Here is a 13,867-nt window from a genome sequence, read left to right as displayed (position 1 = left end):
TTGAATATATTTAGTAGTAAAAAAAAGTATTATCGGTTTAAATAAAGTTGCCCTTGTTTGGGAGATATGTCGTCTTTATTATAATTGATAATATAAAAATACACTCCTGTAGGTGAATCTCCATTGATGAAATTTGAATTCGAATTTTTTCCATCCCAATCAGGTTTGCTTATATTGCCTTTGAAAAGAATATTTCCATATCTATTAAATATTTCTAAGGTAAAATTTGGAAATAAAAATTCGATATCTATAATTTTAAAAGTATCATTAACACCATCTCCATTTGGAGAAAAACCATCTGGAATTTTCAAATCCTCTGGCGTCACATTACATGAAGTTAATGAGACAGTTGCTTCTAGTGGAGCAGAAATACATTTGGTAGTTGTATTATAATCAAAACCATAATAAGTATTTCCTTCAATAAGCAAATCGGTACTGACTAATACAGTTCCAATTGTAGGTGTATTATACCAACTTAAATTTCCTAGATAAATAGTATTGTTTGATAAATTTTGGATTGTTGGTTTGTCAGCACCACAAAAATTCTGTCCATTTGAATTTAATGTTGGAATTGGCACACTGTTTATCAATACACTAATAGATGTGGCATTTGATTCGCAGCCTGTGAGATTTACTTCTTTTAAATAATAATTCTTTGAAGTCAATAGTATATTAGGCAATAATGCTGTTGTACTACTAGAAGAATCGTACCATTTATATTGTGTCCCGCTTGGTTTTAGATTAGCGACAGTTGCTAAGTCTTCTTTGCAAAATTCTTGATTATTTGCAATTGGATTATTTGGAATCGGTACTATTACAAAATTTTGAGAATTAGTACTTATTACAGTTGAACATCCAGTTGTTAAATTAGTAATATTGCTTATAAGTAATGTATATGTCGCAGGAACACTAAATACGGAAGCAGGAATTATAAAATTAGTTTTCCCTCCAGTAACTACTAATGGATCAGTTTGCAAATTAATTGTATTAGAGCCTGATAATATAGTATAATTAAAAGTAACATTGCTTAAAGTCCCTAATCCAGCCACATCAACATTCAAAGGTAGATTTGGACAACCATCTTTGACAATACTAGTTAAAGTAGAAGTATCTGGAAGGCTGTTTACTGTGAAATTAACGTTTTTATTCATTGATAATGGACAACCATTTACCAAATTTCTTATACTAGACATGCTAAAAGTTGTAATTCCTGCATTAGGCAAGTCAGATGCTGGAATATTAAAATTAACATTTCCGGCTACAACAGTTAAAGGAATAGTTTTTAAGTTAACTGAATTTGCTCCCAATAATGAATAACTGATTTCAATTGTACTTAAAGTTCCTAAGCCTGATAATTCTATTGTTGCTGGATCACCTTTACAAATATTTTTAATAATTACATTCAAATTTGTAATATCTGGTAATGGGTTTATTGTAAAAATCTGACTCAGTGTAGATTTATTAGGGCAGTTATTATTTGAGTTTTTTATATCTGTAATTAAGATTGTGGTTTGACCAACATTTGGAACTAATGATTTTGGAATTGTAATTGTACCAACTCCGCCAATAATATTTAAAACATATGGTATTGCAGTTTGAGTATTACTACCACTCAAATTATAAAGAATGTTATAATTTCCATTAGTAAGATTTGAAGTACCGCTAAAATTTACAATAACATCCGATGATTGACAAACTGGAGCTATGGTAAGAGTAGCATTATTAATTTTAGGAATGGATGTTATATGTAAAACATCGTCAACAGTTGCGAGTATATTAACACAAACACTTTGGCTACCGACTGGCATGATGTTTTTAATGCTAATAATATAATCTTGAGCTTGCTGAAAATACAACGATGGAATGGCGAAATTTAAAATACCATTACTAAAACTTGATGTAGTATTTATAGTCCCAGTTGTTCCAGTAACAGTATAAGAAATATCATAAAGACCATTAGCTATGGCTAATGGATCACCTTTTATAACAGCAGTATAGGTAGCAGTTGGAATTGCATCTTCGCATATATCCGAGTTTACATCTAAAGTTATTCCTGTAAAATCAATTATTTTGTCAATTGTAATATCTACACTCGTCGTTTGATCTTCACATACATTATTGTCTGTGAGTACTGTATAGGTAAAAGTATATGTTCCTGATCCTTTAGTATTGTAAATATTTTGGACATTAATAGTGGAATCACTATCATCGTTATCGTCTATTTCATCTGTTGCAACTTCAGTCCAAACTCCCCCGGTATCTTCTCCAGTTAAACGATCATTTAGATCTAAATTAGTATAAGTACTTAGGTCATTAGAACATACCCTTAAATTCTTAGGAGTTCCAGCTAGTGGAGAACGAAAAATTGTAACAAAAATTTTAGCATCTGGAGGTGCAACGCAAGAGCCAATAGCTGGTATAGAATAGGTATATTGGTATGTAGTGTCATAATTTAATTTCGTAGCATCTAACATATTACCATTTAAACCTAAATTACTTGTATTTCCAACCCAAGTACCTCCATTTTGAGGTTCTAGATAATCACCATTAAAAGCTTCATATAAATTATAAGCACTTTTGGTATTACAAATTGAAGCATTAGGACCTGGAACTCCGGTATATCCACCAATAGTTACAGTGACAATTGCGGTGTTGATAGGACATCCTGAAGCACCTGTTACTGTATAGGTATAGTGATAAATACCACTTTTTTTTATTTGTTGCGCATTTAAAATACCTGTTACTTTATCTAATCCACCTGATTTATTATCATCTTTCCATGTACCGCCAGTTATTGGGCTACCTCCTAGTCCACTAAAAAGATTAATTACTTTACTATTTGGATTTGTGATATCGCAAACATCCGTTAGTGTACCATTATTTCCTGCACATTGAGCATTGATGTCTATTGAAAAGACAAAAATGTAAATAAGAATTAAATAAGTAGGAAATGTAAATTTGAAGGAGAAAAGTAATTTTCGGACCATAAATTTCGTTTAATTTTCTCAAAAATAAACATTTTCTGATTATTTTCAAGTTTTTATTTACAATTATATATTTTTTTAACTATTCTAAATATTAAAAATAATATAATAACAAAAAGCCCCGCAAATTGCGGGGCTCTCTATATTCAAAAAATCAAGAAATTATTTTTTCTCTGATTTTTCCATTTTAGCTTTCAATGCAGCTAATACATCATTGTTATCTCCTAAAGTTGCAGCTGGTGCGTTTGTAGTAGATGCAGATGAAGTGTTTTCAGTTGCAGCTTTCACATTTTTCTCTTCTTCTTCACGGAAGATAGCAGTGTGAGATGCTACCACTCTTTTGAATTCTTTGTTGAATTCAATTACTTTAAATTCAGCAGTATCACCTTTTTTCAATTTTTTACCGTCTTCTTTTTCAAGGTGACGAGTAGGAATGAAAGCAACGATATCTTCACCGAATTCTACAGTAGCTCCTTTGTCAACAATTTCAGAAATTTCACCTGAGTGGATAGTTCCAACTGCGAATGAATCTTCGTATTGATCCCAAGGATTAGCAGTAGTTTGTTTGTGACCTAAAGATAATTTACGTCCGTCAACATCTAATTCTAATACAACTACGTCTAATTTTTCACCAACATTTACAAATTCAGATGGATGTTTGATTTTCTTAGTCCAAGATAAGTCAGAGATGTAAATTAATCCATCAATTCCTTCTTCTAATTCTACGAAAATTCCAAAGTTTGTAAAGTTTCTAACGATACCTGTATGTTTAGAACCTACTGGGTATTTAGAAGTAATGTCAGTCCAAGGATCTTGAGTCAATTGTTTGATACCTAATGACATTTTACGGTCATCTCTATCTAAAGTTAAGATAACAGCCTCAACAACGTCTCCAACTTTTACGAAATCTTGAGCAGAACGTAAATGAGTTGACCATGACATTTCAGAAACGTGGATTAAACCTTCAACACCTTCAGCAACTTCGATAAATGCACCGTAATCAGCGATTACAACTACTTTACCGTTTACTTTATCACCAATTTTCAAATCAGCATTTAAAGCATCCCATGGGTGAGCGTTCAATTGTTTCAATCCTAATTGAATTCTTGTTTTCTCATCATCGAAATCAAGGATTACAACGTTTAATTTTTGGTCTAATTCAAGAACTTCACTTGGGTGGTTGATTCTACTCCAAGAAAGGTCAGTAATGTGAATTAATCCATCAACACCACCTAAGTCAATGAACACACCATAAGAAGTAATGTTTTTAACAACACCTTCTAATACTTGTCCTTTTTGTAATTGACCGATGATTTCTTTTTTCTGTACTTCAATATCCGCTTCGATAAGCGCTTTATGAGAAACAACAACATTTTTGAATTCGTGGTTAATTTTTACCACTTTGAATTCCATCATTTTGTTTACATATACATCGTAGTCTCTAATTGGCTTAACGTCAATTTGAGATCCTGGTAAGAAAGCTTCAATTCCGAAAACGTCAACGATCATACCACCTTTAGTTCTGCATTTTACAAAACCATTAACAATTTCACCTGTTTCGTTAGCCGAAATAACTCTATCCCATGATTTGATAGTACGTGCTTTTCTGTGAGATAATACCAATTGACCAGTTTTGTCCTCGCGGATGTCAATTAATACTTCTACTTTATCACCTACTTTTAAAGCTGGGTTGTAACGGAATTCATTTAAAGAAATAACACCTTCCGATTTAGCATTGATATCAACGATAACGTCTCTATCTGTAATTCTAACAACTACTCCTTCAACTACTTCTTCTTGATCTGTAGCGATGAAAGTTTTTGATACTAGTTCTTCGAATTCTAATAAGTTTTTTTCGTCTACTGCATCGATACCTTCTTCGAAGTTATGCCAGTTAAAATTTGATAAAAACTCTTCTTGTGATTTTAATTGTTCAGACATGCTGATAAAAAATTTGTATTCTGTTTTTCTTGAGTTTCTTAAAGTGATAGAAAAAACAGAAGTTGTTTTACATAAATAGTTGATACCTAAAGGAAACTCTTCTCTACCAAAAGGTGTGCAAAATTAATTCTTTTATATAACATGACAAAATATTTAAAGAGAGATATTTACACAAAACGTTAAACAGTTAAAAAAAGAGCTGATTTTAATCGTTACTATATATGTTTACCAGTATTTCAGCCATTGTAAGTAGTTTAAACCGTTGGCTATGGCTGAATCAAGAGAAAAAAATCAAAACCTATACAAGCCATTTCTCAGAAATAAAAAATCCTAACAAAATTAAATTGTTAGGATTAGTATATTGTTTAAAATATTATTTTAATGGTTTAAACTCTCTACTTCATTTGGATTGTGTTCATGTTTAAATAAAATAGCAAATGCAATCGCGATAATCAATGAATAAATAGCAAATGCCAGCCAAATTTGATGCCAGTCTTTCATCATGATTACGTGATGAAACACACCGTCAGTAACTGAATTTCCTTGACTTTTTACAAATTCTAACATTTTTGAGTTGGCAACATCTGTATGTAAAAAAGAAGCTAAGTCAGCTGTAGAATTAAACGACTTCGTGAAAAATCTATCAATTGCCCATCCAGAAGTAAAACTTCCTAGTATTGCTCCCACTCCATTGGTCATCATCATAAATAACCCTTGAGCCGAAGAACGATTGGTAGCATCCGTATGTGTTTCTACAAATAAAGAACCTGAAATATTAAAAAAATCAAATGCCATTCCGTAAACAATACAAGAAAGAATAATCATCCACAGTCCATCTGTAGGATTTCCAAAAGAAAACAATCCAAAACGCAATACCCAAGCCAGCATACTAATTAACATTACTTGTTTGATACCAAAACGTTTTAAAAAGAAAGGAATTGCTAATATAAACAAAGTCTCAGAAATTTGAGAAATAGACATTATAATAGTAGAGTACTTGACAACAAAGGAATCTGCATATATTGGAAAATGTTTAAATTCATCCAAAAAAACATCTCCATAAGCATTTGTTAGTTGCAAAGCTCCGCCCAAAAACATTGAAAAAATAAAAAACAATGCCATTTTATAATTGGCAAACAATTTAAAAGACCCTAAACCTAAAGTATCAATTAATGATGTATTTTCTTTAATTAATCGTTGTGGTTTACATTCAGGTAATGTAAAAGAATAAATCCCTAAAACAATCGCAGAAATACCTGCAATATAAAATTGATAAGCAGTTGCTTTATTACCAGACAAATTGACAATCCACATCGCTACTATAAAACCAATCGTTCCAAAAACACGAATAGGTGGAAAATTCTTAACTACGTCTTTATTGTTTATTTTTAGTGCATTATAGGAAATAGAATTACTCAAAGCTATCGTTGGCATATAGAAACACATCGCTAAAAGCATTACATATATAAAGCTACTTGGTGTTGTAACTTCGGGGATATAAAACAAAACGGTCGCATATAAAATTTGAAGGCCTCCGTATAATTTCTCAGCATTTATCCATCTGTCTGCAATTATACCTGCTATTGTCGGCATAAAAAGAGATGCAATTCCCATTGTTCCAAAAACTAATCCAAATTGAGTTCCTTCCCAATTTTTGGTTCCAAACCAATAATTTGCAATTGTAATCAACCATGCTCCCCAAACAAAAAATTGAAGAAAGCTCATTATTATCAATCTGTTTTTAATTCCCATAAGAAGATTTGTGTGTTTTTATTTTAAGATTTTGTGGCTCGTAAATCTACTATTAAAATTAAGATTACCAAAAAGGTTACAAAGTATTAATAGCCTCATTTACCAATTCAAGAACAACGTCAAATTGTTCCTTTCTATCCAAGTATGAGTTATCAATTTCAACAGCATCATCAGCAATCACTAAAGGAGAATCATCTCTGTGAGTATCAATATAATCACGCTCAACAACATTCTTTAAAACCTCTTCGTATGAAACCAAATCTCCTTTTGCCTGCAGCTCATCAAAACGTCTTTGAGCGCGAGTATCAGCTCCCGCTGTCATAAATATTTTAAGCTCTGCTTTTGGAAAAACAACCGTTCCAATATCACGACCGTCCATTACTATTCCTTTTGCTGCACCCATTTCTTGTTGCTGTTCTACTAATTTAGAACGTACTTCAGAAATAGCGGCAACTGCACTCACAAAACTAGAAACTTCTAAAGTTCTAATTTTAGTTTCGACATTAACATCATTCAAATACATTTCTGCAAAACCCAATTCCGAATTAAATACAAAATGCAAACGTATAGAAGGTAAACTGTTGATCAATTTTTCTTTATCAAAAAAATCAGTCCCAATATAATTATTTTGCATCGCATACAAAGCTACAGCTCGGTACATAGCACCTGTATCTACGTAGACGTATCCTAAATGTTTAGCAATTTGTTTGGCTAATGTGCTTTTTCCTGTAGACGAAAAACCATCTATAGCTATGATTATTTTTCCCATAATGCTATTCTCTAAAGTCTTTAAAAATTACTCACCAAAATTAATAATCAGACCAAATAAACTAGTATTTCCTGCCAAAGTATATTTTGAATACGAATAATTTAATTTTAATTTATTTAGCCTAAGTCCAAAACCCAATGAAAGTCCCGAAAAATTGCGTTGATCTTGAATTGCTAATTCTTCACTTCTTCTAAAATTATACCCAAACCTAAGATTAAAGGCTTTTTTAGGAAAAAGTTCAGCACCAACAATCACATGTCGAAGAGCATTATTAAAAAACGATACTTTTTCTTCAGTAACGGTACCGTCAATCGAAGTTTCGGCATGAACCGGATTGGAAAAAGACAAATCCCATTGCTGCAAGTTTTCAACAGTTAAGTGCCAGCGTATGGGTACATGCTCCAATTCTTGAGAAACACCTGCAATAATTTCAAAGGGTAATTTTTCTCTAGTGCCGTCGTAAGTTATGAATTGAGTTCCAATATTCATTAAGGTAACTGCCCAATTAACATCATTCTTTTCATCAATATAAACCATTCCAAGATCTATAGCAGCTCCAAAAGAGTTATAACTTTCTAATGTAGATTGAATAAATTTAGCATTAGCTCCAAAATGAATATCAGTGTATGGTACATTATAAGCATAACCTAATGAAAGTGCAATTTCGCTACCAGTAAAGGAAGAAGTTGCTACTCCATTTTCATCATATCCATCAAATTTTCCGTAATTGATGTAATTGATACCTGCTTGAAATGTTTGTAAATGTTGGTCGTAGGTATAGGCGTATGAAGCAGTTCCATAAGTAACTTCCTGATAATAGTTACCATAATTTAATGACAAATGATTATCCATTTGTTCATTAATAGAAGCTGGATTGAATAGCGCCTGATTAACATCTTCATCATAAATAGTAATCACTTTTCCTCCTAAAGCAGCTTGCCTTGGTGAAGTAATTAGATTTAAAAACTCATAAGTATACTTCCCTCCTATTTGTCCGTAGGAAACAGAGCAAATTAAGAGTAAATAGTAAATAACAAATTTTTGGGACATACAATGATTAAAAGTAAAATTGGAATTTCAAGCTTCAAACATACAAAAATAACAGCTAATAAACTTGGTTTATGAATTCGAAAAAAAAATACAGACAAATTCATTAATTATTTCTTTAAATCTGTATTTAAAATCAGACTAAATTTAAAGCCCACGGTCTAAACCGTGGGCTCTTGTTTGTTTAAAAAATAATTCGTAAAACAGTAAAGATTTGGTTTTATTTCAAATCTTTTGCGTTTTTAACTTTGTCTTTAGTAATGGCCAAAGCTAAAACTTCGCTCATTTCTTTTACATAATAAAAACTAAGACCTTCTAAATATTCAGCGTTAATTTCATCAATATCACTTTTATTTTCATGGCACAAGATTATTTCTTTGATATTCGCTCTTTTGGCCGCCAATATTTTTTCTTTTATACCACCAACTGGCAATACTTTTCCTCTCAAAGTAATTTCTCCTGTCATAGCCAAGTTTTTCTTCACTCTTTTTTGAGACAATAATGACACTAATGACGTTAACATTGCAATACCTGCGCTAGGACCATCTTTTGGAGTCGCTCCTTCTGGAACGTGCAAGTGAATATTATATTTAGTTAATGTTTCTGGATTTATAGAAAGTGATTCAGCATTGGCTTTAATATATTCTAAAGCAATCGTAGCTGATTCTTTCATTACAGTACCTAAGTTTCCTGTAATAGTCATTGATCCTTTTCCTGGAGAAATTAACGACTCAATAAACAGAATATCACCACCAACACTAGTCCATGCTAAACCTGTTACAACACCCGCTACTTCATTATTTTCATATTTGTCTCTTTCTAACCTTGGAACACCGAGAACTTTTAAAATATCTTCGTCGGTTACTTTTTTATTGTATTCTTCTTCCATAGCCACTGATTTTGCGGCATTACGAACTATCTGGGCAATTTTATTTTCCAATCCACGAACTCCAGACTCACGAGTATAACCTTCAACAATTTTTTCTAATTGTTTTTTACCAATAGTTAAATCTTTAGCTTTTAATCCATGTGCAGTCAATTGTTTAGAGAACAAATGTTTTCTAGCAATTTCTACTTTTTCTTCAATAGTGTATCCTGACATTTTGATAACTTCCATTCTGTCAACCAATGCTGGTTGAATAGCAGCCATATTATTAGAAGTAGCAATAAACATCACTTTAGATAAATCATAACCCATTTCTAGGAAATTATCATAAAAAGCACTGTTTTGCTCAGGATCTAAAACTTCTAATAATGCTGATGATGGATCACCACTATGACTAGAAGATAACTTATCAATTTCATCCAAAACAAATACAGGATTAGATGTTCCTGCTTTTTTCAAACTCTGAATAATTCGTCCCGGCATAGCACCAATATAAGTTTTTCTATGACCGCGAATTTCAGCTTCGTCACGTAAACCTCCTAATGAAATTCGAACATATTCTCTTCCCAATGCTTCGGCAACAGATCTACCAATTGATGTTTTTCCAACTCCCGGAGGTCCTGTTAAACAAATAATTGGAGACTTCATGTCATTTCTTAGTTTAAGCACAGCTAAGTGCTCAATCATTCTTTTTTTGACATCTTCTAATCCAAAATGATCTTTGTCTAATATTTTTTGTGCGTGTTTTAAATCAAAATTGTCTTTTGAAAATTCGCCCCATGGCAAATCCAAAAACATTTCTAAATAATTCCTTTGAATTCCAAAATCAGGAGCTTGCGGATTCATTCTACGCATTTTTGACAATTCTTTTTCGAAATGTTTTTGCGTATTTTCATCCCACTTTTTGGATTTAGCCTTCAAGCTCATTTCATCCATTTCCTCCTCTTGCGAAACGCCTCCCAATTCTTCTTGAATGGTTTTCATTTGCTGATGCAAGAAATATTCTCTTTGCTGTTGGTCTAAATCGAAGCGAACTTTAGATTGAATATCATTTTTTAATTCTAATTTTTGCAACTCTACGTTCATATAGCGAAGCGTTTCCAAAGCTCTATCTTTTAACCCATTTATAGACAAAAGGTCTTGTTTTTCCTTTACTGATAAATTCATATTGGAAGAAACAAAATTGATTAAAAACGAAGGACTTCCTATGTTTTTAATAGCAAATGTAGCTTCAGAAGGAATATTTGGGCTTTCGTTTATAATCTTAACCGCCAATTCTTTTACCGAATCAATAATAGCATTGAACTCAGTATCTTTTTTGGTAGGCCTTTTTTCAGGAACTTCTTTAATTTTGGCTTTCAAATAAGGCTCCTCCTCTACCATTTCGGTAATTTCAAAACGCTTTTTCCCTTGAAGAATAACAGTAACATTACCATCAGGCATTTTTAAAACACGAAGAATACGTGCTACAGTACCAATTTTATTAACATCATCAAACGTAGGATCTTCGTCTTCTTCATTAAGTTGAGCTACTACTCCAATTACTTTTCCATCAGCATTGGCATCATTAATTAATTTTATAGATTTATCTCTTCCTGCCGAAATTGGAATTACAACTCCTGGAAATAAAACCGTATTTCTTAAAGGTAAAATAGGCAAAAAATCAGGTAATTCTTCATTATTCATTTCTTCCTCGTCTTCTGGAGTCAATAATGGAATTAATTCGGCTTCTGAATCAAATTCTTGAAGTGACAGATTGTCAATAGTAAGTATTTTATGATTTGACATAGTAATATTTAAGTCTTTTTGTCATTAATTTTTAAGATGGGAACGCAAATATAAGCTTTCATAACAATATTTTAGGGTATTACCATGGTATAAATGGACTTATATTTTAGAGTATAAAATAAGGCAATCATTGTGCCAAAACCAGCACCATTTAAAATTTTGTATCAATTTGAGAATCTTGTTTTGAACAAATTCTTTTAAACTGAGTTTACTTATTTATTTTGGAGTAAGAACATCTAGTCTTTTTTGTTTGAAAAACCAGTTATTTACTTTTTTCCGCGTGAGGGATTGAAGTGGAGCTCTTTTTATATATGGCGATTTTTCTTTGCCTTATATAAAAAAGCGGGAACAGAAAGCCCGACCCTACTTTTTTTGGAAGGGTCATGCCCAATTACTATGTGGATTATTTTAATGATAAGTGGTTCGTATTCAAAATCCGTATTGAATCAAACTTTAAAAATAAAAAAAAATTAAACTAATTTTATAAAACTGTAACAATCCAAAAACATTCCTGTCTTTATTATAAATCATTACTATCTAATTGAACTTGAACCAACAAAATATCGAAGATTTAATTTCGCTTTGCAAAGAGAATAATCAGAAAGCACAATTTGAGATTTATAATCGCTATTGCAAGGCGATGTATAATGTGGCCTATAGAATTGTGAAAAACGAACATTTTGCCGAAGACGTTATGCAGGAAGGCTTTTTGAAAGCATTTACTAAAATAAATGATTTCAAACATGAAGTTGCCTTTGGTGCTTGGTTGAAACGGATCATAGTGAATTACAGTATTGATTTTTATAAAAAAAATAATCAATTTAAAACAGAAGATTTTGAAAAAACACTTTATAAACTAGAAGAAAATGAAATTGATCGGGAAGAAAAGTTAGATTTTAATGATTTAAAAGTCAAGCAAGTTTTAGAAACAATTCAATCCCTGAAATACAATTACAGTATGATTTTGACCTTGTTTTATATAGAGGGTTACGATCACGAAGAAATAAGTGAAATTCTTAAAATTAGTTATGCCAACTGTAGAACAACATTGAGCAGGGCTAAAGAAAGCTTAAGAAAAAAATTAAATGAGTTATGAAAAATGAAAATGAAAAATTAGATCAATTATTTGAAAATTTTGAAAATCAGTGGGACATTCAAGAAATGGATAGTCAACATTTTAATAGATTTTCAGAAAAATTGGTTATTAAAAAGAAAAATTATAGATTATTCTATGCTATTGCCGCTTCAGTTCTTGTTTTGCTGGCTGTGTCATTATTTTATACTAACAATGATAAACCAAGAGAATTGAAATTTGCTTCTAAAGAAACCAAACAAACAGATTCTATTTTTACCGTTTTAATTCGAAATGAGTTAGAAAAAGTTAAAGAGAAGAAAACACCTGAGAATGAAAAAATTATAAATGATGCTTTAAAGCAAATGAAATCGCTAGATAGCGATTATGATAAAATTATAAACGAATTGGAAACTAATGGTGAAAGCAAACCTCTTATTTATGCTATGATTAGTAACCTTCAAACCCGGATTTCTTTTTTGCAAAGCGTTTTGTTACATATTGAAGAATCTGAGAAACTTAAAAAATTAAACGATGAAAAAACAATTTAAAATATTCTTAATCCTTTTTATAATTCCTTTTTTGGGATTTTCGAATAATGATTTTAGCTATTCGAAACAAAAAAGTATTAATAAAGCGTATATCGTGAATAGCGATGCTGGTATCAATATTGATAACTCTTATGGAAATATTTTTGTGACCACTTGGAATGAAGACAAGATTGAAATTGAGGTGCTTATTAAAGTGAGCGGAGATAGCGAAAAGTGGGTTAATCAAAAAATAAATGCTATCGATGTTAATTTTATTGCCTTGAAAAATATGCTCACTGCAAAGACAGTATTTGAGAATAGCGTTTCCAAAACTAATGGCAGAAATAATAATTTTGAAATTAATTATACCATCAAAATTCCCAAAAATGGAACGGTAACCCTTAATAACAAATACGGTAATATTAGTGTAACAGATCTATTTTCTACTACCGATATTAATTGTAAGTATGGCAAAATTAATTTGGCAAACCTAAATGGGAATAGTAATAAAATCCAAATTAGTTATTGTTCAGAATCTACTATCGATTATTTAAAAAATGGTGCCGTAATATCAGAATATTCAGAATTGAGAATAGATCGTGTTGCTAAAATTGATTTGGTCTCTGATTATTCTGAAATAGAAATTGGAGATGGTAGTGATGTAAAGTACAATAGTAAATATGGCAGTATTAAAATCGACAAGGTTAATTCCTTGGATGCAAATGGTAATTATTTGTTAATCGATATAGGATCTGTTACCAATCAATTAAAATTATACACTAAATACAGTAATGTTTCTATTGATGCTATTCAGCCTAAAGCAAATAATATTGTCATTGTGGCTGGATATACTGGGGTTAACATAGGTTTTAATTCGAATTATATTTTTGATTTTGATGTAAATGTAAAATATGCTGATTTTAAATATGATAATGAATTGAATGTTAATTCAAAAGAAGAAACCAATTATACCAAAAGAGTGAGTGGTTATTTCAAGAAAAAAGGTGGGAATAAAATCACAGTTACTTCTGAATATGGGAATGTAAAATTGTATAAAAATTATAGTCAAAAATAGTTTCAATTATAATCAATCAAAAA

General features: G+C 31.2%; 9 protein-coding genes. 3 read left to right on the top strand and 6 right to left on the bottom strand.

Annotated elements, in window-relative coordinates; translation table 11 throughout:
* Positions 1-29 precede the first annotated feature (29 nt).
* From ACUN3A_RS18075 to lon, 6 genes are all read right to left on the bottom strand, one after another.
* A complete protein-coding gene (locus ACUN3A_RS18075; protein WP_445552683.1) occupies positions 30-2,987 on the bottom strand; it encodes a gliding motility-associated C-terminal domain-containing protein in 2,958 nt (985 codons plus the stop codon).
* A gap of 159 nt (positions 2,988-3,146) precedes the next feature.
* Positions 3,147-4,925: a 30S ribosomal protein S1 gene (gene rpsA, locus ACUN3A_RS18070; protein WP_445552682.1), complete on the bottom strand. Its 1,779-nt coding sequence runs from the start codon at positions 4,923-4,925 to the stop codon at positions 3,147-3,149.
* 378 nt (positions 4,926-5,303) lie between these two features.
* The gene (locus ACUN3A_RS18065; protein ID WP_445552681.1) at positions 5,304-6,677 is read right to left on the bottom strand and encodes a nucleoside permease; all 1,374 of its coding nucleotides are present in this window, start codon (positions 6,675-6,677) and stop codon (positions 5,304-5,306) included.
* A 76-nt stretch (positions 6,678-6,753) separates the two neighbouring features.
* On the bottom strand, positions 6,754-7,446 hold the full coding sequence (cmk, locus tag ACUN3A_RS18060) for a (d)CMP kinase (protein WP_445552680.1): 693 nt from the start codon (positions 7,444-7,446) through the stop codon (positions 6,754-6,756).
* Between the two features lie 27 nt (positions 7,447-7,473).
* The gene (gene porQ, locus ACUN3A_RS18055; protein ID WP_445552679.1) at positions 7,474-8,496 is read right to left on the bottom strand and encodes a type IX secretion system protein PorQ; all 1,023 of its coding nucleotides are present in this window, start codon (positions 8,494-8,496) and stop codon (positions 7,474-7,476) included.
* 217 nt (positions 8,497-8,713) lie between these two features.
* Positions 8,714-11,167, bottom strand: a complete 2,454-nt coding sequence (gene lon, locus ACUN3A_RS18050) for an endopeptidase La (protein WP_445552678.1) — start codon at positions 11,165-11,167, stop codon at positions 8,714-8,716.
* Between the two features lie 541 nt (positions 11,168-11,708).
* Between lon and ACUN3A_RS18045 the strand changes: the two genes are divergently transcribed.
* From ACUN3A_RS18045 to ACUN3A_RS18035, 3 genes are read left to right on the top strand one after another with little or no spacing between them, the layout of a single operon-like run.
* On the top strand, positions 11,709-12,263 hold the full coding sequence (locus tag ACUN3A_RS18045) for an RNA polymerase sigma factor (protein WP_445552677.1): 555 nt from the start codon (positions 11,709-11,711) through the stop codon (positions 12,261-12,263).
* Complete coding sequence (locus tag ACUN3A_RS18040) at positions 12,260-12,790, top strand: anti-sigma factor (protein ID WP_445552676.1); 531 nt, start codon at positions 12,260-12,262, stop codon at positions 12,788-12,790. Before ACUN3A_RS18045 ends, ACUN3A_RS18040 begins: the two co-directional genes overlap by 4 nt.
* Positions 12,774-13,844 carry a hypothetical protein gene (locus ACUN3A_RS18035; protein ID WP_445552675.1) on the top strand — a complete coding sequence of 357 codons (1,071 nt, stop codon included), beginning with the start codon at positions 12,774-12,776 and terminating at the stop codon, positions 13,842-13,844. The genes ACUN3A_RS18040 and ACUN3A_RS18035 overlap by 17 nt, the downstream gene beginning before the upstream one ends.
* Positions 13,845-13,867: the final 23 nt, after the last annotated feature.

The sequence above is a fragment of the Flavobacterium sp. WC2509 genome, from assembly GCF_052683105.1.
Note: the sequence above shows the minus strand (reverse complement) of the source record. Positions and strands in the feature narration are given on the sequence as shown.

Coding starts and splice junctions, on each gene's coding strand:
- rpsA (WP_445552682.1), bottom strand. CDS start 4,925: ATGTCTGAACAATTAAAATCACAAGAAGAGTTTTTATCAAATTTTAAC.
- cmk (WP_445552680.1), bottom strand. CDS start 7,446: ATGGGAAAAATAATCATAGCTATAGATGGTTTTTCGTCTACAGGAAAA.
- ACUN3A_RS18075 (WP_445552683.1), bottom strand. CDS start 2,987: ATGGTCCGAAAATTACTTTTCTCCTTCAAATTTACATTTCCTACTTAT.
- ACUN3A_RS18040 (WP_445552676.1), top strand. CDS start 12,260: ATGAAAAATGAAAATGAAAAATTAGATCAATTATTTGAAAATTTTGAA.
- ACUN3A_RS18035 (WP_445552675.1), top strand. CDS start 12,774: ATGAAAAAACAATTTAAAATATTCTTAATCCTTTTTATAATTCCTTTT.
- ACUN3A_RS18065 (WP_445552681.1), bottom strand. CDS start 6,677: ATGGGAATTAAAAACAGATTGATAATAATGAGCTTTCTTCAATTTTTT.
- porQ (WP_445552679.1), bottom strand. CDS start 8,496: ATGTCCCAAAAATTTGTTATTTACTATTTACTCTTAATTTGCTCTGTT.
- lon (WP_445552678.1), bottom strand. CDS start 11,167: ATGTCAAATCATAAAATACTTACTATTGACAATCTGTCACTTCAAGAA.